Origin of the sequence: Burkholderia sp. LA-2-3-30-S1-D2, from assembly GCF_001523915.2 — a bacterium.
Classification (GTDB): Bacteria; Pseudomonadota; Gammaproteobacteria; order Burkholderiales; family Burkholderiaceae; genus Burkholderia; species Burkholderia diffusa.
Genome location: NZ_CP013383.1, coordinates 2,366,827 through 2,389,872, shown reverse-complemented (window position 1 = coordinate 2,389,872; position 23,046 = coordinate 2,366,827). Strand labels below are relative to the sequence as shown.

Annotated in this window: 22 protein-coding genes and 2 pseudogenes; 18 read left to right on the top strand and 6 right to left on the bottom strand. The window is 67.6% G+C overall.

The window, feature by feature from the left end; all coding sequences use genetic code 11:
• Window positions 1-428 precede the first annotated feature (428 nt).
• Window positions 429-647 (bottom strand): hypothetical protein, encoded by a 219-nt coding sequence (locus WS66_RS33625; RefSeq protein WP_159086538.1) that lies wholly within the window; start codon window positions 645-647, stop codon window positions 429-431.
• Between the two features lie 97 nt (window positions 648-744).
• Here WS66_RS33625 and WS66_RS10940 point away from each other — a divergent pair, with 97 nt between their 5' ends.
• The 4 genes from WS66_RS10940 to WS66_RS10925 all read left to right on the top strand — a co-directional run bounded on the left by WS66_RS10940 (window position 745) and on the right by WS66_RS10925 (window position 4,285).
• Complete coding sequence (locus WS66_RS10940) at window positions 745-1,944, top strand: aminotransferase-like domain-containing protein (protein WP_059601125.1); 1,200 nt, start codon at window positions 745-747, stop codon at window positions 1,942-1,944.
• 13 nt (window positions 1,945-1,957) lie between these two features.
• A complete protein-coding gene (locus WS66_RS10935) occupies window positions 1,958-2,146 on the top strand; it encodes a hypothetical protein (RefSeq protein ID WP_059601811.1) in 189 nt (62 codons plus the stop codon).
• An 86-nt stretch (window positions 2,147-2,232) separates the two neighbouring features.
• Complete coding sequence (locus WS66_RS10930) at window positions 2,233-2,835, top strand: pyridoxamine 5'-phosphate oxidase family protein (protein ID WP_059601127.1); 603 nt, start codon at window positions 2,233-2,235, stop codon at window positions 2,833-2,835.
• 172 nt (window positions 2,836-3,007) lie between these two features.
• The gene (locus WS66_RS10925; protein WP_059601130.1) at window positions 3,008-4,285 is read left to right on the top strand and encodes an epoxide hydrolase family protein; all 1,278 of its coding nucleotides are present in this window, start codon (window positions 3,008-3,010) and stop codon (window positions 4,283-4,285) included.
• Window positions 4,286-4,333: 48 nt separating this feature from the next.
• Here WS66_RS10925 and WS66_RS10920 read toward each other — a convergent pair whose 3' ends face one another.
• Window positions 4,334-5,725, bottom strand: a complete 1,392-nt coding sequence (locus WS66_RS10920; RefSeq protein ID WP_059601132.1) for an aminotransferase-like domain-containing protein — start codon at window positions 5,723-5,725, stop codon at window positions 4,334-4,336.
• Between the two features lie 161 nt (window positions 5,726-5,886).
• Here WS66_RS10920 and WS66_RS10915 point away from each other — a divergent pair, with 161 nt between their 5' ends.
• From WS66_RS10915 to WS66_RS10875, 8 genes are all read left to right on the top strand, one after another.
• Window positions 5,887-7,173, top strand: a complete 1,287-nt coding sequence (locus WS66_RS10915; protein WP_059601134.1) for a hydroxymethylglutaryl-CoA reductase, degradative — start codon at window positions 5,887-5,889, stop codon at window positions 7,171-7,173.
• A gap of 73 nt (window positions 7,174-7,246) precedes the next feature.
• The gene (locus tag WS66_RS10910; RefSeq protein WP_059601137.1) at window positions 7,247-7,744 is read left to right on the top strand and encodes a hypothetical protein; all 498 of its coding nucleotides are present in this window, start codon (window positions 7,247-7,249) and stop codon (window positions 7,742-7,744) included.
• Window positions 7,744-9,123 (top strand): tripartite tricarboxylate transporter permease, encoded by a 1,380-nt coding sequence (locus tag WS66_RS10905; RefSeq protein WP_059601140.1) that lies wholly within the window; start codon window positions 7,744-7,746, stop codon window positions 9,121-9,123. Before WS66_RS10910 ends, WS66_RS10905 begins: the two co-directional genes overlap by 1 nt.
• Window positions 9,124-9,380: 257 nt before the next feature.
• Window positions 9,381-10,424, top strand: a complete 1,044-nt coding sequence (locus WS66_RS10895) for an alpha/beta fold hydrolase (protein ID WP_059601144.1) — start codon at window positions 9,381-9,383, stop codon at window positions 10,422-10,424.
• Entirely contained in the window at window positions 10,424-10,960 is a 537-nt protein-coding gene (locus WS66_RS10890) for a cytochrome P460 family protein (protein WP_059601145.1), read from the top strand. Before WS66_RS10895 ends, WS66_RS10890 begins: the two co-directional genes overlap by 1 nt.
• Window positions 10,961-11,239: 279 nt before the next feature.
• Window positions 11,240-11,596, top strand: coding sequence for a DUF4148 domain-containing protein (locus WS66_RS10885; protein WP_059601148.1), 357 nt, complete (start codon window positions 11,240-11,242; stop codon window positions 11,594-11,596).
• 82 nt (window positions 11,597-11,678) lie between these two features.
• Entirely contained in the window at window positions 11,679-12,470 is a 792-nt protein-coding gene (locus WS66_RS10880; protein ID WP_059601813.1) for an alpha/beta fold hydrolase, read from the top strand.
• A gap of 72 nt (window positions 12,471-12,542) precedes the next feature.
• The gene (locus tag WS66_RS10875) at window positions 12,543-13,946 is read left to right on the top strand and encodes an amidase family protein (RefSeq protein WP_059601151.1); all 1,404 of its coding nucleotides are present in this window, start codon (window positions 12,543-12,545) and stop codon (window positions 13,944-13,946) included.
• Between the two features lie 211 nt (window positions 13,947-14,157).
• Here the strand turns inward: WS66_RS10875 and WS66_RS10870 are convergent, their stop codons facing one another.
• Window positions 14,158-14,772, bottom strand: a complete 615-nt coding sequence (locus tag WS66_RS10870; protein ID WP_059601153.1) for a LysE family translocator — start codon at window positions 14,770-14,772, stop codon at window positions 14,158-14,160.
• A 226-nt stretch (window positions 14,773-14,998) separates the two neighbouring features.
• Here WS66_RS10870 and WS66_RS10865 point away from each other — a divergent pair, with 226 nt between their 5' ends.
• Window positions 14,999-16,150: a porin gene (locus WS66_RS10865; RefSeq protein WP_059601155.1), complete on the top strand. Its 1,152-nt coding sequence runs from the start codon at window positions 14,999-15,001 to the stop codon at window positions 16,148-16,150.
• Window positions 16,151-16,216: 66 nt separating this feature from the next.
• On the opposite strand, the gene WS66_RS10860 is transcribed toward WS66_RS10865, so the two are convergent.
• Complete coding sequence (locus WS66_RS10860) at window positions 16,217-17,236, bottom strand: zinc-dependent alcohol dehydrogenase family protein (protein WP_059601157.1); 1,020 nt, start codon at window positions 17,234-17,236, stop codon at window positions 16,217-16,219.
• Window positions 17,237-17,363: 127 nt separating this feature from the next.
• Here WS66_RS10860 and WS66_RS10855 point away from each other — a divergent pair, with 127 nt between their 5' ends.
• The 3 genes and pseudogenes from WS66_RS10855 to WS66_RS34365 form a co-directional block, all read left to right on the top strand.
• Complete coding sequence (locus WS66_RS10855) at window positions 17,364-18,317, top strand: LysR family transcriptional regulator (RefSeq protein WP_059601159.1); 954 nt, start codon at window positions 17,364-17,366, stop codon at window positions 18,315-18,317.
• Between the two features lie 11 nt (window positions 18,318-18,328).
• A pseudogene (locus WS66_RS34770) lies at window positions 18,329-18,424 on the top strand (SUMF1/EgtB/PvdO family nonheme iron enzyme); the annotation flags it as partial.
• Window positions 18,414-18,575 (top strand): annotated as a pseudogene (locus tag WS66_RS34365) (antibiotic biosynthesis monooxygenase); the annotation flags it as partial. The pseudogenes WS66_RS34770 and WS66_RS34365, both read left to right, overlap by 11 nt.
• Window positions 18,576-18,597: 22 nt before the next feature.
• On the opposite strand, the gene WS66_RS10840 reads toward WS66_RS34365, so the two are convergent.
• The gene (locus tag WS66_RS10840; RefSeq protein WP_059601162.1) at window positions 18,598-19,464 is read right to left on the bottom strand and encodes a hypothetical protein; all 867 of its coding nucleotides are present in this window, start codon (window positions 19,462-19,464) and stop codon (window positions 18,598-18,600) included.
• A gap of 141 nt (window positions 19,465-19,605) precedes the next feature.
• On the bottom strand, window positions 19,606-20,538 hold the full coding sequence (locus WS66_RS10835) for a LysR family transcriptional regulator (protein WP_059601165.1): 933 nt from the start codon (window positions 20,536-20,538) through the stop codon (window positions 19,606-19,608).
• Window positions 20,539-20,741: 203 nt separating this feature from the next.
• Between WS66_RS10835 and WS66_RS10830 the strand changes: the two genes are divergently transcribed.
• Together WS66_RS10830 and WS66_RS10825 are read left to right on the top strand one after the other, a co-directional pair.
• Entirely contained in the window at window positions 20,742-21,515 is a 774-nt protein-coding gene (locus tag WS66_RS10830; protein WP_059601167.1) for a putative hydro-lyase, read from the top strand.
• 209 nt (window positions 21,516-21,724) lie between these two features.
• Window positions 21,725-23,023, top strand: coding sequence for an MFS transporter (locus tag WS66_RS10825; protein ID WP_059601170.1), 1,299 nt, complete (start codon window positions 21,725-21,727; stop codon window positions 23,021-23,023).
• Window positions 23,024-23,046: the final 23 nt, after the last annotated feature.

Sequence of the window (23,046 nt, the reverse complement as noted above, 5' to 3'; positions counted from 1 at the left end):
ACTGGTGCGTCGGACGCGGACTCTGTAGAAATTTTTGGTTAAGCGCCGGGACGGCTGGCCCAGCGCGTTTGACGCGAACGCACGGAGCGTGCCACGGCGTTCGGAGCGTGCGTTCCAGGCTCATGAGGCGGCATCGATGCGAGCCGAAGTCCCGGTTGTCGTGCGAAATGTGTCAGTCTTGAAACCACCGGATCGGCTCGGCAGTCCATCGCGGCGCGGTTGAACGTGGACGGCGGGCACATCACGATCGGTTTTGATCTTGAAGCAGCGGCCGGCGAGCGATGGCGAGACCCTCCCCCGGCGAGCGAGTCCTCGGTGTCGGACAGGCAACCAGGCACTCGCCGACCGCGAGCATGGCGGGAATCAGCGGTTGTGTCGGCGCATGTGCGCATGGGGTGCGCCCGGACAACCGGAACGTGCGCAATGTTTCAGATTTGAAACGTTGCTTTGGAAAATGCCCTTGCGATCACGCTGAGCCGAAAGTCGGCAACGGGTCGAGAACCGCCGGTCATCTCGACCACCCGGTCCACCCGGTCGCGTGCTTTCGCACCGCCGGCAAGCACCGGCCTGCTGCCGCCAATTGATGACCAAACCGCAAGACCTAGTGCATAGATATCGTTTGCCGCGGCGTTAATGACTATCGACAATCGTGGCTCGAATTCCCGCCGTTGCGCCAGAAGCGCGCCTTGGCGGGCGGCCCCTGTCGGCTATCCCGGCCGTCGCCGCCACCCAGATCACGACGACATGTACGCGTTCACGCCTTCATTCCAGAATCCCGCCGGTTCGCCGATCCGCGAGCTGTTCAAGTACCTCTCCGAGCCGGGGATGATTTCGTTCGCGGGCGGCTACCCGGCCAGCGACCTGTTCGACGTCGACGGCCTGAACACGGCTGCCGAACGCGCGTGCGCGCAGCCGGTCCGCTGCCTGCAATACGGCCCGACCGACGGCCTTGCCGAACTGAAGCAGCAACTGATCGCGTTGATGGCGCGTCGCAACGTGACGTGCACGCCGGCCGAACTCCTCGTCACGACCGGCTCGCAACAGGGCCTCGATCTGCTGCTGCGCGTGATGGTCGCCCCGGGCGACGTCGTGCTGACCGAACAGCCGGCGTATCCTGCGACGCTGTCGGCGATGCGCCTGCAGCAGGCGCGCATCGTGACGATCCCCGTCGACGGCGATGGCCTCGACGTCGACCGCCTCGCGTCGCAACTCGCATCCGACGCGATCGTGCAGCCGAAGCTGCTCTACACGGTGCCGACCTTCGCGAATCCGACCGGCGCGACGCTTGCGCGCGAACGCCGCCTGAAGCTGCTGCGTCTCGCAGTGCAATACCGTTTCCTGATCGTCGAGGACGATCCCTACGGCGACCTGCGTTTCGCGGGAGAACCGGTGCCGTCGATGCTTGCGCTCGCGAACGAAGTCGAAGGCGCACGCGACTGGATCGTGCACTTCGCAAGCCTGTCGAAAATCGTCGCGCCGGGGCTGCGCGTGGGCTGGACGATCGCGCCGGCCGAAATCGCGCGGCGCTGCGTGATCGCGAAGCAGACGGTCGACCTGTGCAGCGCGCCGTGGACGCAAGCCACCGCCGCCGAATATCTCGCCGCCGGCGCGCTCGAGCGTCATCTGCCGCGCATCACGGCGGCCTACAAGCGCAAGTGCGATGCGATGTGCGACGCGCTGCGCGACGGCTTCGGCGATGCGATCACGTTCCATCGTCCCGAAGGCGGGATGTTCGTGTGGGCGCGGATCGGCGCGGTGTCGTCGGACATGCTGCTGCAACAGGCGATCGCGAACAAGGTCGTGTTCGTGCCGGGCAAGGCGTTCTTCGCGGACAACGTCGACGCCGCTTCGCTGCGGCTGTCGTTCGCCGCGCCCGACGTCGACGCGATCCGGGAAGGCGTGGCGCGCCTCGTGCGCGCGTATGGTGCGGCGCTGGCCGCGTGAGGAGGAGAGACACATGAGTATCGTCGTCAACGACACCGCACGGATGGACGAAGCGCCGCGCATGGCCGGTATCCTTCCCGTCGAACACAAGTCATCGCAGATCGGCGCGGGTCCGCAGTACGTCGCCGACGTGCTCGGCCGCTTCGGCGCGGATTCGACCGACACGCGCGACGCCGCACCCGTCGTCCTCGGCTACAACTGAACCGCATGGCGGGGGCCTGCAACGCAATCCCGCCGCCGAAACGATTAAGCTGGCGTGATCGAACCACGCAGGATCGCCAGATCATCATGTCCGACATCGATATCGAATCGCTCACGGAAACGTACGACCGCCTCTGGTCGTGCCTCGAGTCGGGCGTCGGCGCACAGCGCTCGCCGTTCACCATGGTGCAGGCCGCGACGCTCGGCCTCGACGGCGCGCCGAAGGTGCGCACGATCGTGCTGCGGCAGGTGAGCCGCGCCGATCATCGGCTGTCGTTCCATACCGATGCGCGCTCGGAGAAGGTCGTGGAGCTGCGCCGCGATCCGCGTATCGCGATCGTCGCGTACGATCTCGATTCACTCGTGCAGATTCGCGCGGAAGGCGTTGCGACGATGTGCGACGACGAAGCACAACGTCGCGCGGTCTGGCAATCGAGCCGTCCGCATACGCTGCTGCTGTATCGTGCACCGCTGCGCCCGGGCACACCGATCGAGTCGCCGGAAGACGCGCACGTCACCGCAAGCCCGGGCACGGGCACGGCGACCACCGACGACGGCTACCGGAACTTCTGCCTGCTCCACGTCACGGTGACGCGCATCGACTGGCTCGACCTCGCCCGCGACGGCCATCGTCGCGCGGTGTTCGACGTGAGCGGCGACGGCTACGAAGGCCGCTGGATCGCGCCCTGACGGCGCGGGTCGCGTCCCGGCTACAAACGCGTACAAACCAGACACATCCCCGATACGTCAGACCTTTCAAATGGGCAACGCCGCGCAACCGGCGCCCGCCCGAATGAAAGCGAAAGCGCGCCCCGCCGCGCGGCATGTTCACTTTCCACTTCACGAAAGGAGATGCCGAACGATGTCTTCCACACCGTTTTCCCCGATGCGTCGCCACCTGCTGGCCACTTCCGTGGCCGCCGGCGTATCCGCGATGCTGCCCACCGCGCTGCAGGCGGCAACCGGCGGCGTCGGCATACGTCCGTTTACCGCCCATATCCCCGATGAAGCGCTGGCCGACCTGCGCCGCCGCATTGCAGCGACGCGCTGGCCGGGCCGCGAGACCGTCGCCGACGAATCGCAGGGCGTGCGGCTCGCGCGCATGCAGGCGCTGCTCCGTTACTGGGGCACCGACTACGACTGGCGCAAGGGCGAGGCGCGCCTGAACGGTTTCCCGATGTTCATCAGCGAAATCGACGGGCTCGACATTCACTTCATCCACGTGCGTTCGCGGCACGCGAACGCGATGCCGATGATCATGACGCACGGCTGGCCGGGTTCGATCTTCGAGCTGCTGAAGGCGATCGGCCCGCTGACGGATCCGACCGCACACGGCGCGAGTGCCGACGATGCGTTCCACGTCGTCGTGCCGTCGCTGCCGGGTTTCGGTTTTTCGGGCCGTCCGACGAAGACGGGCTGGGGCTCCGATCACATCGCGCGTGCATGGGGCGAGCTGATGGCGCGCCTCGGCTATACGCGCTTCGTGTCGCAGGGCGGCGACTGCGGCTCGGTGATCTCGCACCGGATGGCGATGCAGCGCGTGCAGGGCCTGGCCGGGATTCACGTGAACATGCCGGCGACCGTGCCGCCGGATATCGCGACGCTGCTTCAGACCGACGCGCCGGCACCGGCATCGCTGTCGCCGAAGGAGAAGGCCGCGTACGAGAAGCTCGCGACGTTCTACCGCGACAACTGCGGCTACTCGGCGATGATGGTCACGCGCCCGCAGACGGTCGGCTATGCGCTCGCCGATTCGCCGTCGGGTCAGGCCGCGTGGATGTACGACAAGATCTCGCAGTGGACCTACAGCGGCGGCGTACCCGAACGCTCGATCCCGCGCGACGAGATTCTCGACGACATTTCGTTGTACTGGCTGACCGGCACGGCGACGTCCGCCGCGCAGATCTACTGGGAGGATCACTCGAACAACTTCAACGCGGTGGACATCTCGCTGCCGGCGGCGATCACGGTGTTCCCCGGCGAGATCTACCAGGCGCCGCGCAGCTGGGCCGAGCGCAGCTATCGCAACCTGATCTACTTCAACGAAGTCGACAAGGGCGGGCATTTCGCGGCCTGGGAGGAGCCGGAGCTGTTTGCCCGAGAAGTGCGTGCCGGGTTCCGGCCGTTGCGTCGCGCGTAAGCGGGGTTTGACGGGAAAACGCGGGCCGGTTGCGATGCCGGCCCGCGTTCATTGCGACGTGAGCGTCTTCAACGCGTGCGCAAACCGCTTGTCGGCCAGATACGCGACGTTGAACCGGCAATACGCGGACGGCTGATCGGCCTGCGGCGAGAACACCGCGCCCGGCGCGAGGATCACGCCGCGCTCCAGCATCGCCTGCGCCAGTGCCATCGAATCCGGCCAGCCGGGCATCGCGGCCCACAGATACAGGTTCTGCTCGCACGGCCGATAGACCTGTGCGCCGAGCCGGTCGAGCGCGTCGAGGGCGGTGCCGGTCGCACGTCGCAGCTTCTCCTGAAGATGATTCGTATGCCGGAGAAAATGCCCGTCGCTGACGATTGCGTCGAGCGTGCGCTCGCAATACTCGGAGCTGCTCACATGGGTCAGCATCTTGACGTCGGCGAGGTCGCTCGCGAGTGCCGCATTGCACGCGAGGAAACCCACGCGCAGCGCTGCCGATACCGATTTCGAGAAACTGCCGATATAGATCGTGCGGCGCAACTGATCGAGTGTCGAGATGCGCGTGAGCGAGCGTGGCCGAAGGTCGGCCAGCGCGTCGTCCTCGACGATGATCAGGTCGTGCGCCTCGGCGAGCTGCAGGATGCGGTGCGCCTTGGCCGCACTGGTATCGGTCGCGGTCGGGTTGTGCCCGACCGATTGCGTGAAGAACAGCTTCGGCCGGTAGGCGGCGATATGCTCGGCCAGCTTCGCGACATCGGGGCCGTCGATCTCGCGCGGCACGCCCACGACGTTCGCGCCGCTCAGCTTGAGCTTGCCGAACAGCGGGTAGTAGCCCGGGTCGTCGACGAGCACGGTGTCGCCGGGGCGCACGAAGTAGCGCAGCACGAGATCCATCGCCTGGTTCGCGCCGTGCGTGAGTACGATCTGCGCGGGCGGTGCCTCGATTTCGTAGCCGGCGAGCTTCTGCTGCAGCGACTGGCGCAGCGGCAGATACCCGAAGCGGCTGCCGTAGCGGAACAGCGACGCGGAGCCGGTACGCATGATGCGCTGCTGGTACTGGTTCAGCCGCGTCTCCTCGAGCCATTCGATCGGCGGGAAGCCTTCGCCCAGATTGAGCACGTCGGGCTTCTCGTGAAGCTGCTCGCGCATCAGCCACACGATGTCCATCGCGCGGTCGAGCGAGCTCGGCTCGTCGATGGTGGGCGCGGCCGCCGCGCGCCGCGTGACGAAGAAGCCGGAGCCGCGGCGCGGCTCGATCAGGCCATCGGCGGCGAGCAGCTCGAACGCGCTGATCACGGTGTTCTTCGAACACCCGGACGCCTCGGCGTATTCCCTGATGGAAGGCAGTTTCGCGCCGGCCGTCAACACGCCTTCCTCGATCTGTCTGGCGAGATTGTCCGCCATGGCGCCAGACAGGCTGGCTCTTGCACGCTGTTTCATCGCGATGTTCCGTCGGGCGGATTCACTGTCATGGGTACGGATGTCCGGCTGTCTGGTCGGTCTGTACCTTTTCAATGGGTACAGCGTGACTATTATTCGGCTATCCGCTGCCCGCCGCAACCGTGGCAGGCCACACCACCACCCCGAGACAGAACGACATCATGTCCATCGATTCCGCGTTGCCGAATTTCCGTGCGCTGACGCCCGCACAACGTTTGTCCCACCTCGCCCGCGTCGTCGGGCTCGGCGATGCCGAGCACGCGCTGTTCGCTTCGCCGGGCGCGCTGCCGCTCGATACCGCGAACGGGATGATCGAGAACGTGATCGGCACGTTCGAGCTGCCGATGGCCGTGGCCGGGTACTTCCGGATCAACGATCGCGACGTGATCGTGCCGATGGCCGTCGAGGAGCCGTCGATCGTGGCGGCCGCATCGTATATGGCGAAGCTGTCCCGCGCGGCCGGCGGCTTTCGCACGTCGAGCAGCGGCCCGCTGATGCGCGCGCAGGTGCAGGTGATCGGCGTCGGCGACCCGTACGGCGCGCGGCTCGCGATCCTGCGGCACGCGGCCGAACTGATCGAACTGGCGAACAGTCGCGACAAGGTGCTCGTCGGCCTCGGCGGCGGTTGTCGCGACATCGAGGTACACGTGTTTCCCGACACGCCGCGCGGTGCGATGGTGGTCGCGCACCTGATCGTCGACGTGCGCGACGCGATGGGCGCGAATACGGTCAACACGATGGCCGAAGCCGTCGCGACCCGCATCGAAGCGATCACCGGCGGGCAGGTACGGTTGCGGATACTGTCCAATCTCGCCGATCTTCGCCTGGCGCGCGCAGAGGTACGGTACTCGGCGCAGACGCTCGCGACCGACGACTATTCGGGCGAAGCGGTGATCGATCGGGTGATCGATGCATACGTATTCGCGGCGACCGACCCGTACCGCGCCGCGACACACAACAAAGGAATCATGAACGGCATCGATCCGGTGGTGGTCGCGACCGGCAACGACTGGCGCGCGGTGGAAGCCGGCGCGCACGCGTATGCGAGCCGCAACGGCCGCTACACGTCGCTGACGACGTGGGAGAGGGCCGACAACGGCGACCTCGTGGGCACGATCGAGATGCCGATGCCGGTCGGGCTCGTCGGCGGCGCGACGAAGACGCACCCGCTCGCGCGTCTCGCGCTGAAGATCATGAACGTGACGTCGGCGCAGGAACTCGGCGAGATTGCGGTCGCGGTCGGGCTTGCGCAGAATCTCGGGGCGCTGCGCGCGCTCGCGACCGAAGGGATCCAGCGCGGCCACATGGCGCTGCATGCGCGCAACATCGCGGTGGCGGCCGGCGCAACCGGCGCGGACATCGACCGGATCGCGCAACGGATGGTCGCGGCGAACGACGTGCGCACGGATTTCGCGGTCGCGTTGCTGGCAGGGCGCAGCGACGGCTGATCCGCGGCCCTCGTGCGGCATGCCGCATGACGCGCCGGTACGGCCGGCGACATATCAATCAAGGAGGAGACACATGGAACAGACCGGTTCAAGCGCCGTATCGGCGGTGCCGCATCGCGGACGGCCAGCCGCGCATGTCGATGCGTCGGCCGACACGCTCGTCGAGGTGTGGGGCGACACGGTCGCCACGAAACACCTGGCATGGTCGGTCCTGCTCGGCGTCGCGATCAGCCTCGGCGCCTTCGAGGCCGGCCGGTTCGCACTCGCGTCGTTCGTGCGGGATGCGGCCATCGCGCGGGCTTATGCAATGCTGATCGGCCTCGGCGGCTGCCTGCTGGGCGGCGTGCTGTGCGCGTTGCTGTTCAAGCCGAAGCGCACGGTGATCGAGCACGCGGCCGGCGGCCCCGAGCGCGACGAAGCGCTCCGGCAACTTGCCGAAGCATCGGGCGGCCTCGGCTCGGCAAGCGACCTGTCACCGAGTGCGCGTGCCGAAATGGAAGAACTCGGGCTGCTCGACCTGTTCGCTTCCTACGAAGCGTCGTCCGCGCGGGCGCGCACGGGAGGCCGCTGATGGACGCATTCGTGCATGCGTTGCCGTCCGCGCTGGCGATGGGGCTGCTCGGCGCGATCGTGTTCTCGGGCATCGGCCTGATCTCCGGCACGGACGAAACGACGACGATCGCGCCGCTTACGCTGCTTGTCGCGCTGCTCGGCGTGCCGCCCGCCGGCGTGTTCACGTTCTTTCTCGCGGGCGCGGTGGCCAAGCACATCACGCATTCGATCCCGACGGCGCTGCTCGGCATTCCCGGCGACACGATGGCCGCGCCGCTGTTGCAGCAGGCGACGCTGCTGCGCGCGCTCGGCGTACCGCACATCGCGCTGCGCAAGATGATTTCCGGCGCGATCGTCGCGGCGTTCGTCGCGCTGCCGCTCGCGGTGCTGTTCGCGTCGCTGCTCGCACCGTTCGGCACGGCGATCGCGAAGGCCGCACCGTGGGTGTTCCTCGCGGCAGCGGTCGGCATCGCATATTTTTCGGCGAGGCGCTGGGCGTCGGTGCTGCTGCTCGTGCCGTTCGTGATGCTGGTGGTCGGGCTGCAGGCGCTGACCGGTCGTTACGGCGTGAAGCTGAGCGTCAGCTACTTCCTCGGGATCGCGATCGGTCCGTTGGTCGCCGATCTGTTCGCGATCCTGTCCCCGGCCGAGCGGCGGCGCATGCGCCGCGACGGGCCGTCGACGTTCGTGCTCGCGCCGGACGTGAAGGGCTGGCGCGGTTACTTCCCGAATCCGCTGAAGGTGCTCGACCGCGAACAGGTCGGATGGACGGTCGGGACGGCCGTCGTGTCGAGCGCGACCTTCGTGTTCAGCCCGGTCGCGATGACGGTGCTGATGGGCGAGATCGTCGGCGCGCGCGTGCGCCATGCGTATCAGCGACTGACGACCGTGATCGCCGCGCGCAACGGCGTGACCGAGGCGACCTACATCGCGGAGGCGCTGATCCCGCTGATCGCGTTCGGGTTGCCGCTGAGCCCGGTGGCGGCAGGCCCGGCCGCGCCGCTGTTCAATGCGCCGCCGCGCTTCACGGTCGACGCGGCGAGCGGGCAAATTCACAACCTGCATACGCTGATGAGCTGGCCGGAGTTCCTCGGCTACGGCCTGCTGTCGATCCTGCTGGCCGCGCTGATCGCGTATCCGCTCGCGATGCATCACGCGCACCGCGCGGCGGCGTTCGTCGCGCGCAAGCTGAGCCACGAGGCGATCATCGCGACATTCGCGGGGCTGATCGTCGTGATCGGCGTGTGGGAAGGGCAGTTGCCGGGGCTCGCGGTGATCGTCACGGTCGGCCTGTTCGGCGGGATGCTGTCGCGCCTGTTCGCATTCAACACGGGCGTGCAGTTCATGGGGTATTACGTCGCGGTGCTCAGCGTACCGGCGATCGTCAAGCTGTTCTGAAGCGCCGGCGCACCGGGTCGCGTGTGCCGCGCGGCCCCGGGACGCGCCGTTTCGCAGGTGATTTTTGAATCGCTGTATGTCGTACCGGAACACAGATACGTTGGGATACAAAGCCTCCGGATGGTTCGGATATAAAACCGGTGAAGCGATTCACAAGGGCGGCGCGGTGCCACGTGCCGCCGCCGTGAACGGCGATACCTGAACGCCCGCACGCGCCGCGGGCCACTTCCTTAGCGATCGACAATGGAGAACGCGTCATGCCTGATACCGTGAACACCCGCCGCCGCCTGATTCTGGGCACGACACTCGCCAGCCTGAGCCTCGCCGACCTCGGGTTCGGCTCGCTGGCACGCGCGCAGTCGGCGCCCGATGCGTCTGCGCCGAAGCGCGCGGCCGGCGCGGCCTCGCTCGGCAAGATCCACCAGATCGACGCGGGCGTGCTGAACGTCGGGTATGCGGATCTCGGACCGAAGAACGGCCCCGTCGTGTTCCTGCTGCACGGCTGGCCGTACGACATCTACAGCTACGCGGAAGTCGCGCCGCTGCTCACGGCGGCCGGCTATCGCGTGATCGTGCCGTACCTGCGCGGCTACGGGTCGACGACGTTCCGCTCGGCCGACACCGTGCGCAACGGCCAGCAGGCGGTGACGGCCGTCGACATCGTCGCGCTGATGGATGCGTTGAAGATCGATCGCGCGGTGTTCGGCGGCTACGACTGGGGTGCGCGCACGGCCGACATCATCGCGGCACTCTGGCCGCAGCGCGTGAAGGCGCTGGTGTCGGTGAGCGGCTACCTGATCGGCAGCCAGGAGGCGAACCGCAAGCCGCTGCCGCCGCAGGCGGAATTCCAGTGGTGGTATCAGTTCTACTTCACGACCGAGCGCGGTGCGCTCGGCTACGCGGCGAACCGCGACGCGTTCAACAAGCTGATCTGGCAACTCGCGTCGCCGAAGTGGCAGTTCTCCGACGAAACCTACGCGCGCAGCGCCGCATCGTTCCAGAACCCCGACCACGTGGCCGTCGTGATCCACAACTATCGCTGGCGCCTCGGGCTTGCGAAGGGCGAAGCCCAATACGACGACATCGAGCGGCGGCTCGCCGCCGGCCCGGCCATCACCGTGCCGACGATCACGATGGAGGGCGACGCGAACGGCGCGCCGCATCCGGAGCCTGCCGCTTATGCGAAGAAGTTCACGGGCAAGTATCAGCACCGGACCATCACCGGCGGCATCGGCCACAACCTGCCGCAGGAAGCGCCGCAGGCATTCGCGGATGCGATCCTGCAAGTGGAACACCTGTGATGCGGGCAGACACGGGTGCGTTGCGCCGCGGCGCGCGCCGTGCGCTCGTCGCGGGCGCGCTGCTGGCGAGCGCGTGGTCGGCGAGCGGTCCGGCCGCGTTCGCGGAGCAGCCGAAGCCGGCGGCGTCGCCGATCTACGGCGTGACGATCCCGCCCGGCTACCGGAAGTGGGAAATGGTTGCGCCGGCCGAGGAAGCGGCGCCGCTCGACGAATTGCGCGTGGTCCTCGGCAATCCCGTCGCGATCCGCGCGCTCGAACGGTCGACGCTACCGTTTCCGGACGGTACGATCCTCGTGAAGCTCGCGTATAAGCGCAAGCAGTCCGAAGAGTTTGCGCCGGCGACGGTGCCCGGCCAGGCGACGACCGTGCAGGTGATGGTGAAGGATTCGCGCCGTTACGCGTCGACGGGCGGCTGGGGCTTCGGGCGCTTCATTAACGGCGTGCCGGCTGATATCGGTCAGCACCAGACCTGCTTCGCGTGTCATCAGGCGCGCGTGAAGAATCACGATTTTGTGTTCACGCGGCTTGCGCCCTGATGTGACCTGACCGGATCGGTCTGACGGAAAGGCGTGCCGCGCGTGGCACGCCTTTTTTCATGGTGGAGGGGCGGGCGAGCGGTGTGTTGGTTACCGGGTTTGTATCGCACTGTATCGGGAACCGCTGCGGAAACATCGGATTGCACAACGCCCCTGTTTCGGAAACATGCCGGATACGTGAGCGGGTTCTACTGTCGACATGCAGCAAACGTTCGGTGCGAGACGTTCGCACCGGATGCCGAGTGATCGATACCCCAACTTCCTCCAAGGAGAAATCTCATGAAAGCCGCTCGAATCCTCGCAGTTGCCGTGCTCGCTTCGATCCCCGCATTGTCGTTCGCCGATACCGGTCACGGCCTCACGCGTGCCGACGTGCGCGCCGACCTCATCCGGCTCGAGAAGGCCGGCTACAACCCCGCCGGCAGTGAAGCGCATTACCCGGACGATATCGCCGCCGCAGAGAGCGCCGTCGCCGCGGCGCAGCAGGTGGCACGCTCGGACCAGAACGGCCCGTCGAAGTCGCAGGACGACAACGTGGCTGCCGCGTCGGCGCCTGCCACCCGCTACGCCGCGGCCGACAAGCGCGCCGCACGGAACGCGCGGACGGACACCGACGATCTGTACGCGCATTCGTGATGCATTGCCGCGCCTGCCGCGCGCGGGCGCGGCCGCATCGGAAACACTTCAGATGAACGACACGACGGAAAGGAGCATGAAGATGATCGGTTTGACGAAACGGGTTCTGGTGTCCGCGGCGGTGCTCGGCGGGCTGTTCGGTGCGGTCGCGGCGCAGGCCGCGCCGAAGGAAGACCTGAAGGGCACGAACGTCGTGCTCGTGCACGGCGCATTCGCCGACGGGTCGAGCTGGAACCGCGTGATTCCGCTGCTCGAAGCGCGCGGCCTGCACGTCGTGTCGGTGCAGAACCCGCTGAGCTCGCTGGCCGACGACGCAGCCGCGACGAAGCGCGCGATCGACGAACAGAAGGGCCCTGTCGTGCTGGTCGGCCATTCGTGGGCCGGTGTCGTGATCAGCGACGCCGGCAATGACGACAAGGTGAAGTCGCTCGTCTACGTCGCGGCATTCGCGCCGGACAACGGCCAGTCGATCGCCGATGTCACGCAGGGGTTGCCGGCGCCGTCGTGGGCCGGCGAGCTGCGCAAGGACGGAGGCGGTTTCGCGACGCTGTCGGACAAGGCGATCGCGCAGGATTTCGCACCGGACCTTCCGCCCGCGCAGCAACGCGTCGTCGCGGCGACGCAAGGGCCGTGGTACGGTGGCTGCATCTCGGAGAAGGTCGCGCAGGCCGCGTGGCATGCCAAGCCGTCGTCGTTCGTCGTCACGACGCAGGACCGGATGATCGATCCGAAGCTGCAAGAGGCGATGGCGAAGCGGATCGGCGCGACGGTCACGCGCGTGAACAGCAGCCACGTCGCGATGCTGAGCCAGCCCAAGGCCGTGGCCGACGCGATCATCGCGGCCGCGGAACGTGCGAAGCAGGATGCGCAGTGAGTGAATGCGGCGCCGCGTGGCGGATGACGTGGCGCCGTCGGTGATTGTGATGTCCTTTCACGAGGAGAAGTCATGACGCAGCAACTCTGGCAACTGTCGGCGACTGAAATTGCGAAACGCGTGCGGCAACGTGAAGTGTCCGCGCGGGAAGTGGCGGATGCCGCACTGGCCCGCCTCGACGCGGTGAACCCGGCGATCAATGCGGTGGTCGAGCACCGCCCCGACGACGTGCGGCGGCAGGCCGACGACGTCGATCGCGCGATCGCCCGCGGCGACGATCCGGGCCCGCTTGCCGGGGTGCCCGTGACCGTGAAGATCAACGTCGACGTCGCGGCGTTCGCGACGACCAACGGCACGCGGTTGCAGGAAAACCTGATCGCGAGCGCCGACAGCCCGTCGGTGTCGAACCTGAGAAAGGCCGGCGCCGTGCTGCTCGGCCGCACCAATTCGCCGACGTTCGCGCTGCGCTGGTTCACGTCGAACCTCGTGCACGGCCATACGTACAATCCACGCAACCGTTCGCTGACGCCGGGCGGTTCGAGCGGCGGCGCAGCCGCTGCCGTTGCGGCCGGGATCGGCCCGATCGCGCTCGGCACCGACATCGGCGGCTCGGTGCGTTATCCGGCCTATGCGTGTGGCGTGCATGGCATCCGGCCGTCGCTCGGGCGTGTGCCGGCATTCAATGCGTCGTCGCCGGAGCGTGCGATCGGCGCGCAACTGATGTCGACGACGGGGCCGATCGCACGCACGATCGACGATCTCGCGCTGGCGCTGCGTGCGCTCGCCGCACCGGACCCGCGCGACCCGTGGCACGTGCCGGTGCCGATCGACGGTCGCCCCGTGCCGAAGCGCGCGGCGCTGTGCGTGCGTCCGCGCGGTCTGGAAGTCGTGCCCGAGGTCGAGGCCGCGTTGCGCGATACCGCGCGACGGCTCGTCGACGCGGGATGGGCCGTCGAAGAAATCGACGATACGCCGCCGATGCGCGAGGCCGCGCTGTTGCAGGAGCAGCTCTGGCTCGGCGACGGATTCGATGCGCTGGCAAACGCGGTGGCGAGCGACGGCGATCCGGGCGCGGCCGCGGTGATCGCCGCCGTGCGCGGCAAGGTGCGCGATCTGCCGGCCGATGTGATCAGCCGTGCGCTCGTGAGGCGTACGACGCTGACGCGGCAGTGGCGCCTCTTTCTCGACGAATATGCGGTGTTGTTGTTGCCGGTGTCGTCCGAGCTTCCGTTTCCCGACGATCTCGATCGGCAAGGGCCGGAAGCGTTCGAGCGCGTATGGGAAGCGCAGCTCACGCTGCGGGCGCTGCCGGCGTTGGGGCTGCCGGGGCTCGCGGTGACGACCGGGATCGTGAACAACGTGCCGGTGGGTGTGCAGGTGGTTGCCGCGCATCATCGCGAGGATCTGTGCTTGCTCGCGGGGCGTGACATCGAGGGGCGCGGCGCGCCGATCGTGGCAGTCGATCCGGTACGCTGATGCCGTGACGGGCGTGGTGCGTCGACGACGCGTCACGCCCGTCGGCCATCGATCCATCGATCCATCGATCCATCGATCCATCGTTCCATCGAAGCGCGCCATTCGACCCGGCGCGCGATTTCATTTCGGATTCCGTTTCAACGTGTGGCGCATCGCGTGCAAGGTGTCGCAAGTTGCCCCTTTCCGTGGCGATGCGGGGCCGCAATGGCGCTCAGCGCCCTGCCAGCATCCGCCCGCCAAGCCCCATCAGCAGCAGCCCGGCCGTCGTGTCGAGCACGGTCTTGCGTCGGATCAGCAGCCGACGCACCGACGGGTGCGACGCGAGCAGCGCCATCGTGCAGTACCACGCGCCCGAAATTCCGATCGACAGCGCGACGACCGCGAGATCGAACCACGCCGGCGCATGAGCCGGCACCATCAACGCGAAGATGCTGCCGTAGAACGCGACGGATTTCGGGTTCGTCATGCTGACCACGTAACCCTTCTTCGCGGCATGCCAATCGGAGGACGCGGCCGGCGCGGAAACGGCGAGCGGCTGGCGCGCGGTCAGCACCATTTTCAGGCCGAGCCAGATCAGGTACGTGGCGCCCGCGAGCCGCAGCGCGCTGTGCACCCAGGCGACGTGGGTCACGAGCAGGCCGAGGCCGGCAACCGCGATCGCGGCCCAGGTGCCCGATGCGGCCGCGAGGCCGAGCCCGGTCATCACGCCGGCGCGGCGCTGCGCGACCGCGGTCGACGTGACGATCACGAAGTTCGGGCCCGGGCTGGCCACGCTCAGGAGCAGGACGCCGGCGAGCGGCAGCAGGGGGGCGATGGTGGTCGACATGGCTTGGGCGGCGAAGCGACGGAAGGAGCGTCCATCTTACCCGCGCGCGACGCTCCGGGCGTTGCACGGCTGCTACCGCGATTGTTGACGGCGTTGGAAAGGTCCAATCCAGAAAGAGCAATAGGTGTTGCGAATATGACCGATTATTCTCCCGAGCGCTATACCGGCAGGCGGACACGAATGCTGTCGGACTGCTTACAAAATCAATCGCTCAGGGAGGCCTTTCATGAAACGCATCGTCGTATCCGGTGGTGTCGGCGCGATATTCGTCTTGACCGCGGCATCGTCCGCATTTGCGCAGAGTTCCGTCACGTTGTATGGCCTCGTCGATACGGCGATCCGTTATCAGACGAATGCCGGCCCCGACGGGAAGGACCTGATCGGAATGACGGTCGGCCCCGAAACGCACAGCCGCTGGGGCTTGCGCGGCAGCGAGGATCTCGGCGGCGGCCTGTCGGCGATCTTTCGTCTGGAGAACGGTTTCGAGCTCGGCGACGGCAAGCTGCACGTCGCGAACACGCTGTTCAGCCGGCAGGCATACGTCGGCCTGTCGAGCGACCGGTACGGCTCACTGACCTTCGGCAACCAGTACGCCCCGCTGTACGACACGATGGGCGACGTGTTCGATCCGATGACCGTCGGCGACTACTGGCAGGACAGCTGGGCGTACAACGGCATCGGCAATTACCTGACGGTGCCGAACTCGGTGAAGTACAAGTTCTCGTACAGCGGCTTCAGCGTCGATGCGATCTACGGGTTCGGCAATCATGCCGGCGCGATGGGCCTCGACAGCACGTACGGCGTCGAGCTGACCTACGCGCAAGGGCCCGCGTCGATCAACGCCGGCTACCAGCAGACCTCGGTGTCGTCGGTGAACGGCAGTTCGGTCAACGGCGCGAAGGTGAGCTTCGTGCACGTGAGCGGCGCGTATCAGGTCACGCCGTCCGTGCGCCTGCTGGCCGGCTGGCTGCACGGTCAGGACAAGACGGGCACGACGGACTTCAACATGCAGCAGGCCGGGGCGCCCACGCTCGGCGGCGGCAGCCCGAATCGCATCGACGATACGTTCTACGTCGGCGCGAACTGGCAGGCCACCGCGCCGCTGCTGATCACGGTGGCCGGTTATTACGGCCATGCGCGCAATGCGGAGCGGCTCGACGGCACGCTCGGCTCCGGGATCAACTACTCGGCGACCGTGCTTGCCGAATATGCGCTGTCGAAGCACACCGAGGTGTACGGCACGGTCGATTTCGCACGCGGCAACGGCGCGTTCGCGGCCGACTATCCGGGTGCCACCAACCGGCTCACCGGCAAGGTCGACCAGATCGGCAGAACCAACAACGTCGGGGCCGCGATCGGCCTGCGCCAGATGTTCTGACGACGGCGCGCGCGGCTGGCGCGAAGCGTGCGGCGAGGAGAAGGCGGCGTGCGCCGCCTTCATCCGTCACGACGCGACGCGAATCACGACCTTGCCGAAATGCTGTCCCGACTGCAGGCAGGCATAGGCCTGCGGCGCTTCGTCGAAACCGAACACGCGATCGACCACCGGCTTGATCCGTTTCGCGTCGACGAGCCGCACGACGTCGTCGAGCATCGCGCGGCTGCCGACCATGAAGCCGTGCAGCTTCCTGAAGCCGCCGATCAGCGAAAGCAGCCCGAGTTCCGGGCCGCCGAAGCTGCTGAGGCCGCCGATGACCGATACGATGCCGCCCATTTTCGTCGCGGCGACCGAGCGCGCGAGCGTATCGCGTCCGCCGACTTCGATGACGAGATCCGCGCCCGCACCGTCGGTGAGCCGCAGCACTTCATGCTGCCATTCGGGTGTCGTGCGGTAGTTGATCGTTGCGTCCGCACCGAGTGCGCGGGCGCGTTCGAGCTTTGCATCGCTCGACGAGGTCACGATCGTGCGCAGTCCGGCCGCATGCGCAAGCTGCAGCGCGATGATCGATACACCGCCCGTGCCGAGCAGCACGACCGTCGCACCCGGTCCCAGCCCGCCGTCGACGAACAGCGCATTCCACGCGGTGATGCCCGCGCACGACAGCGTTGCCGCCTCGTCGTAGTCGAGATGCGCGGGAATCGCGACGAGCGCGGTTTCGTCGGAGACGAAGCGTTCCGCGAGCACGCCGTCGAAATGCGAGCCGGGTGACCCCGAGACCTTCCTCGGCGTGGGCGGCCCGTCGATCCAGCGCGGGAAATACGTGTTGATCACGCGATCGCCCGGCTTGAACCGCGTGACGTCGCGACCGGTTTCGACGACTTCGCCGGCGCCGTCGGCGACGGGTATCAGCGCTTCGGTGCCGATGCCGAGATAGTCGCCGCGCGCGAACATCAGGTCGCGATAGTTCAGTGCGGCCGAGTGGATCTTCACGACGACGTCGGTCGGCCCGACCGGGCGAAGCGTCGCGTCGACGCGGCGGAGCCCGGCAATGCCGTCCCCCGGTTTGATTTGCCATGCATGCATGTCGACTCCTTTTTCGAGATGGACCGGACTATCATAGTGTTGCGCAGCGGGACGCATTGGCGAGAATTCGGCCAATGATTGTCGCCGTGGCGGACACAAACCTGTCATCCCACCGGAGCGGAATTGCATGGACGAGCGGCTGAGAGGCATCGCCGAATTTGTCGACGTCGTGGAGTCGGGCAGCTTCGCGGCGGCGGCGCTGCGCCTCGGCATGACGCGCTCGGCTGTTGCGAAGATCGTCGCGCGGCTCGAACAGCGGCTCGGTGCGCGGCTCTTGCAGCGCACGACGCGCCAGATCGGCTTGACCGACGAAGGGCTCGTCTATTACGAGCAGTGTCGGCGGTTGCTGGCCGAACTCGGCGAGACGGAAGCCGCGCTCGACGCGGGCCGGCGCGAGCCGACCGGGCGCGTGCGGGTCAGCGTGCCCGTGCTGTTCGGCCGGCAATGCGTGGCGCCCGTCGTGCGCCGCCTCATCGAGCGCCATCCGCGGCTTGAAATCGACGTGTCGTTCAGTGATCGCGTCGCCGATCTCGTCAACGACGGCTTCGACATCGCGGTGCGTATCGGCCCGCTGGCCGATACGAGCGCGCTGGTCGGCCGCAAGCTTGGGGTGCAGCGCATGGGCATCTGCGCGTCGCCGACCTATCTCGATCGTCATGGCCGGCCGTCGGGGCTCGACGAACTCGCACTGCACGACGGCATCGCCTATTCGCGCGGCGGGCAGCCGACGCCGTGGCGCATCATCGGCGCGGACGGCGCGGTGCACGACCATCGCCCGGCAGGCCGCCTGCGATTCGACGACCTGCAGGCGATCGCAGACGCGGCGGCATCCGGCGCGGGCCTCGCGTGGCTGCCGTGCTGGCTGATGGCGCCCTACGTGCGCGACGGCCGTCTCGCGCTCGTGATGGACAGCGACAGCGTGTCGGGCGCCGAAGTGTTCGCGGTGCGGCCGGCGTCGCGCAACGTGCCGATGAAGGTGCGCGTCGTCATCGATGCGCTCGTTGACGAGATTCCGCGCATGCTGGCGTCGGACGACGCAGACGGCGAGCGCGTGCCGCAGCGCATCGTCCACGCTTCGTAGCCACGACGCACGCGCGCGCGTTTGCGCACAGGCTCGGCCGCGACCTGCCGACCGAAGCAGAATGGGCATGCGCGGGCAAGGCCGGTCGCGACGACGCATCGCTCGACACCCGGCTACCTCGGCGAGGAGGCATGGGAGAACACCGAGGCGGGGCCGATCCGGAACGTTTGCTACCGGGAATCGGAAGCCGCGCTGCAACGGTTGATTCGGCATCCCGCGCATCTGGAAGCGAAGGCGAAGCAGGCACACTTCCCGGACGTTCGCGTGAACGACGCACCGTTCAGTTTTCGCGTTGCTGGGCGACGTCGCGCGGCGCGTCCGTCTGCGTCGCGCGCTCCCAGATCGGGAACATCGCGTTCTGTACCGACGTCTGCGCGTCGATCACCTTGCGATGATCGATGCCGGGCAGGTCGAGCAGCCGGTCGACCGCCGCCTTCGCGCCTTCCGCGTCCTGCGGGAACGCGCAGGCAAGCTGCTTGCGCGTGTCGAACAGCATCCACCACACGTCCGACACGAACGGCCCCTGGTCGTTGGTCTCGATCGCCACCGCGCCGAGTGCGGATAGCGCGATTCCGCGTATCGCGCCTTGCGGGTCGATTGCGCTGATCTGCGTGTCGGTCGCGGTGACGGTCCATCCGCCCGGCTTGCCGATCGAGCGGATCGGCACCGTGCCGGCATTCGACGCATCGGCGGCGCCGTTTTCGGCCGCGGCGGAAACCTCGCCCGCCGCGACAGCGCCTCTCATCTTGCGCTCACCGACCCACGGCAATGCCGCCGCGCCGACCATCGCCGCGATCCACAGGTAGTACCCGAATCCGAAATCGCTGATCGTTTCGACCCGTGCGTCGGTCGGCAGCGTGTGCCACGCGAGCGCGAGCACCACGACGATGCCGAGCAGCCCCGACACCGTCCGGTTCGGCTTGACCAGCGCGGCGACGAGCAGCGGATTGCCGAGCCAGGCGAACTGCAGGTCGAGCATCCCGAGCCAGCCGAGCGCGAGCACCGTGTAGCCGTGCCACCAGCTCACCGCACCGGCCCCATTGGGCGGCTCGGCGAACGCGGGCAGCAGCAGCGACGCGACATACACGGCGATGACGACGATGCGCGCGCGTTTCAGGGAAGGAGGGAAAGCGGTGCGGGTCTGCATGTCTGCCTTCTTGTTTCTTGTCGTGCAGGGGCGTGCGAAACGATGAATGCCTGACGGCCATGCCGGCATTCACAACGCGAAGCGGGTGTCACAAGTGTCGAGTGCGATTGTGTGCGATTCGCGCGGCGATGTCGAACCACCTCAAAGCGCCTCGACCAGCAACCGGTTGCTCTTTTCGCAATACTCCTGACAGGCAGCCCGCGCCGCGATCGACGCCCCGTGCACGAACTTCGGCGCGTCCGCCCGCCGCGACATCGACACGACGATCGACGGCGGCGACGGCTGCAGCGGTAGCTCGACGACCTCGCCGCTGGCGATCAACGCATCGACGAACAGCACCGGAATTGCCGCCACGCCGTAGCCGTCGCGCACGAGCTGCACGATCACCGAGATCGACGGCGAGCCGGTGATGCGCGTCTCCGACAGCGGCACGCCATGCGCGTGCGCCAGCGTGCGCACGATGTCCTCGAGCGCGCGGTGGGGCGCGGTGCCGCGACCGTAGGTCAGGATCGGCTGGCGCAGCACCTGCCGTGCGAGGCCCGTGCGCGTGGTGGGCAGCAGCCCCGCGCGCGCGATCCAGCGCACCGGATAGTTCGCGAGCGCGTCGCAGACGACCGATGCCTCGTCGCTGCCTTCCACGCGAATGATCAGGTCGAGTTCGCCGGCCATCAGCCGGCGCTGCAGCACGACGCTGACGTCGACGGTCAGGTCGATCTCCAGCTGCGGATAGTCGGCGGCGAGGCGGCGCAGGTAATGCGGCAGCCAGCTGTGCACGACCGTCTCGATCACGCCGAGCCGCAGCTTGCCGCGCAGCGCGCTTTCGCCGGCAGCGGCGGCCTGCAGCTCGTGCGTGGCCTCGACGACGGCCTTCGCATAGCCGAGCAGATATTCGCCGTTCGGCGTGAGCCGGAACTCGCGGCTGTCGCGATCGACGAGCACGGTCTGCAATTCGTCCTCGAGCGCCTTCAGGCGCTGCGAGATCGCGGCCGGTGTCGCGTGCAGCGCGGCGGCCGTCGTGCGGAAGTTGCGCAGCTTCGCGAGCGTGACGAAGGTTTCGAGGAAACGCGTGTTCATGGCGATCGGGCGGACGGTGGATGCGCAGCTTGCCGGTGAAGAAAAGTGAACGGGACCGGGGAAAACCCCGAGATCCGTTAAGAAATTCTATACACGCGGTGCAAAAAAACTCGTTGGCGACGAAATTTTTTCTTTTCTATTCTTCGCCGTATCCGCTGACGCAACCGTCATCCCGACGACATATCGATCTGCCAACGACCATCATGACGCCTACCGAATTCCGCCAGTCCGTACGCAACGGTGCATTCCGCAGCCCGACGGCCGGCCAGTGCGGCCCGTTCGCGCAAGCGAACCTCGCGATCCTGCCGGACGTGTACGCGCACGATTTCCTGCGCTTCTGCCAGGCGAACCCGAAGGCGTGCCCGCTGCTGGGCGTGGGCGAACCGGGTGCGTTCCGGCTCGACGTGCTCGGCGAGGATCTCGACATCCGCACCGACGTGCCGAGCTACAACGTATACCGCGACGGCCGCCTGACCGAGCGGGTCGAGTCGCTCGAAGCGCTGTGGCGTGACGATTTCGTCGTGTTCGCGATCGGTTGCTCGTTCTCGTTCGAGGACATGCTGGCGCGCGAAGGGATCGGGTTGCGCCACATCGAGGAGGGGCGCAACGTGCCGATGTACCGCACGTCGATTCCGAATCGCCGCGCAGGGATCTTCGGCGGCCAGCTGGTCGTGTCGATGCGCCCGCTGCGCGGCGCCGACGCGATCCGCGCGGTGCAGATCACGAGCCGGTTCCCGGGCGTGCACGGCGCGCCGGTCCATATCGGCCATCCGCGTGAGCTCGGCATCGCCGATCTCGGCGCCCCCGATTTCGGCGATGCGGTGACGGTGCGCGACGACGAACTGCCGGTATTCTGGGCGTGCGGCGTGACGCCGCAAACCGCGCTGATGGAGGCGAAGCTGCCGCTCGCGATCGCGCATACGCCCGGCTACATGCTGATGACGGACATCACGAACGCGTCGCTGGCCGTGTTCTGATCCGGCTGGCGCCGGCGGCCCGCACGGTTGCTGGTCTGGCCCCGACGGGGCGGCGCGTCGCGACCGCAGACGATCCGCCCGACCGGAGGGCGGCGCGCAGCCGCAGCCCGGCGATCGCTAGCACGACGTACGACGCACCACGCACCACGCACCACGCACCACGCACGACACGCACGGTTTCGACCGCACATTTCGACAGGAGCTTCACCATGGAAAGCAAGACCCTCGCGGCGCCCGCCGCCGACCCCGCGGGCCCCGCGCGCAACGGCCTGTTCGGATGGTATGCGGACGCGCAGCCGCGCGAGCGACGCGCGTTCTGGAGCTGCAAGGTTGGCTACATGCTCGACGGGATGGACACGCAGATGCTGTCGTTCGTGATCCCGACGCTCGTCGCGACCTGGGGCATCTCGCTGGCGGACGCCGGCTTCATCGGCACGGTGACGCTGCTCGCGTCGGCGGCGGGCGGCTGGATGGCGGGCATCCTGTCCGACCGGATCGGCCGCGTGCGCACGCTGCAGCTGACGGTGCTGTGGTTCGCGGTGTTCACCGCGCTGTGCGGGCTCGCGCAGAACTACCACCAGCTGCTCGCGGCGCGCGCGCTGATGGGCTTCGGCTTCGGCGGCGAATGGACGGCCGGCGCGGTGCTGATCGGCGAAGTGATCCGCGCGCGCGATCGCGGCAAGGCGGTCGGCCTCGTGCAGTCGGGCTGGGCGATCGGCTGGGGGCTGTCCGCGCTGCTGTATGCGCTGCTGTTTTCTGTGCTGCCGGCCGAGCAGGCATGGCGCGCGCTATTCCTCGTCGGCCTCGCGCCCGCGCTGCTGGTGGTCGTGATCCGCCGCTACGTGAAGGAGCCCGACGTCTACGAGAAGGAGAAAGCCACGCAGGCGAAGGTGGCAGACGCGCCGCGCCTTACCGAGATCTTCGCGCCGAAGCTGCTGTCGACGACGCTGCGCGCGGCGCTGCTGACGACCGGCGCGCAAGGCGGCTACTACGCGATCACGACCTGGCTGCCGACGTTCCTCAAGACCGAGCGGCACCTGACCGTGATGGGCACCGGCGGCTATCTCGCGATGATCATCCTCGGCTCGTGGGTCGGCTACCTGACGAGCGCATACCTGACCGACCGCCTCGGCCGCAAGCCGAACTTCATCCTGTTCGCGGTCGGCTCGATGGTGATCGCGTTCTCGTACACGTCGCTGAACCTGACCAACGCGTCAATGCTGTGGCTCGGCTTCCCGCTCGGTTTCTTCGCATCGGGCATCTTCTCCGGGATGGGGGCGTTCCTCACCGAACTGTTCCCGACTCGCGTGCGCGGCTCCGGGCAAGGCTTCTGCTACAACGTCGGCCGCGCGATCGGCGCACTGTTCCCGTTCCTGATCGGCGCGCTGTCCAAACAATACGGGCTCGGCATGAGCATCGGCATCTTCGCGGTCGCCGCGTACGGCGTGGTGATCGTCGCGGCGCTGACGCTGCCTGAGACGCGCGGCCGCGAACTCGACGCTGCCTGAACGCGCACCCGCCCGCCACCGTT

Excerpts from the sequence above, each read along its gene's own strand:
- WS66_RS10865 (WP_059601155.1), top strand. The coding sequence starts at position 14,999 with ATGAAACGCATCGTCGTATCCGGTGGTGTCGGCGCGATATTCGTCTTG.
- WS66_RS10835 (WP_059601165.1), bottom strand. The coding sequence starts at position 20,538 with ATGAACACGCGTTTCCTCGAAACCTTCGTCACGCTCGCGAAGCTGCGC.
- WS66_RS10870 (WP_059601153.1), bottom strand. The coding sequence starts at position 14,772 with ATGTCGACCACCATCGCCCCCCTGCTGCCGCTCGCCGGCGTCCTGCTC.
- WS66_RS10925 (WP_059601130.1), top strand. The coding sequence starts at position 3,008 with ATGTCTTCCACACCGTTTTCCCCGATGCGTCGCCACCTGCTGGCCACT.
- WS66_RS10840 (WP_059601162.1), bottom strand. The coding sequence starts at position 19,464 with ATGCAGACCCGCACCGCTTTCCCTCCTTCCCTGAAACGCGCGCGCATC.
- WS66_RS10915 (WP_059601134.1), top strand. The coding sequence starts at position 5,887 with ATGTCCATCGATTCCGCGTTGCCGAATTTCCGTGCGCTGACGCCCGCA.
- WS66_RS10935 (WP_059601811.1), top strand. The coding sequence starts at position 1,958 with ATGAGTATCGTCGTCAACGACACCGCACGGATGGACGAAGCGCCGCGC.
- WS66_RS10920 (WP_059601132.1), bottom strand. The coding sequence starts at position 5,725 with ATGAAACAGCGTGCAAGAGCCAGCCTGTCTGGCGCCATGGCGGACAAT.
- WS66_RS10880 (WP_059601813.1), top strand. The coding sequence starts at position 11,679 with ATGATCGGTTTGACGAAACGGGTTCTGGTGTCCGCGGCGGTGCTCGGC.
- WS66_RS10890 (WP_059601145.1), top strand. The coding sequence starts at position 10,424 with ATGCGGGCAGACACGGGTGCGTTGCGCCGCGGCGCGCGCCGTGCGCTC.
- WS66_RS10875 (WP_059601151.1), top strand. The coding sequence starts at position 12,543 with ATGACGCAGCAACTCTGGCAACTGTCGGCGACTGAAATTGCGAAACGC.
- WS66_RS10930 (WP_059601127.1), top strand. The coding sequence starts at position 2,233 with ATGTCCGACATCGATATCGAATCGCTCACGGAAACGTACGACCGCCTC.
- WS66_RS10910 (WP_059601137.1), top strand. The coding sequence starts at position 7,247 with ATGGAACAGACCGGTTCAAGCGCCGTATCGGCGGTGCCGCATCGCGGA.
- WS66_RS10885 (WP_059601148.1), top strand. The coding sequence starts at position 11,240 with ATGAAAGCCGCTCGAATCCTCGCAGTTGCCGTGCTCGCTTCGATCCCC.
- WS66_RS10830 (WP_059601167.1), top strand. The coding sequence starts at position 20,742 with ATGACGCCTACCGAATTCCGCCAGTCCGTACGCAACGGTGCATTCCGC.
- WS66_RS10855 (WP_059601159.1), top strand. The coding sequence starts at position 17,364 with ATGGACGAGCGGCTGAGAGGCATCGCCGAATTTGTCGACGTCGTGGAG.
- WS66_RS10860 (WP_059601157.1), bottom strand. The coding sequence starts at position 17,236 with ATGCATGCATGGCAAATCAAACCGGGGGACGGCATTGCCGGGCTCCGC.
- WS66_RS10940 (WP_059601125.1), top strand. The coding sequence starts at position 745 with ATGTACGCGTTCACGCCTTCATTCCAGAATCCCGCCGGTTCGCCGATC.
- WS66_RS10895 (WP_059601144.1), top strand. The coding sequence starts at position 9,381 with ATGCCTGATACCGTGAACACCCGCCGCCGCCTGATTCTGGGCACGACA.
- WS66_RS10905 (WP_059601140.1), top strand. The coding sequence starts at position 7,744 with ATGGACGCATTCGTGCATGCGTTGCCGTCCGCGCTGGCGATGGGGCTG.
- WS66_RS10825 (WP_059601170.1), top strand. The coding sequence starts at position 21,725 with ATGGAAAGCAAGACCCTCGCGGCGCCCGCCGCCGACCCCGCGGGCCCC.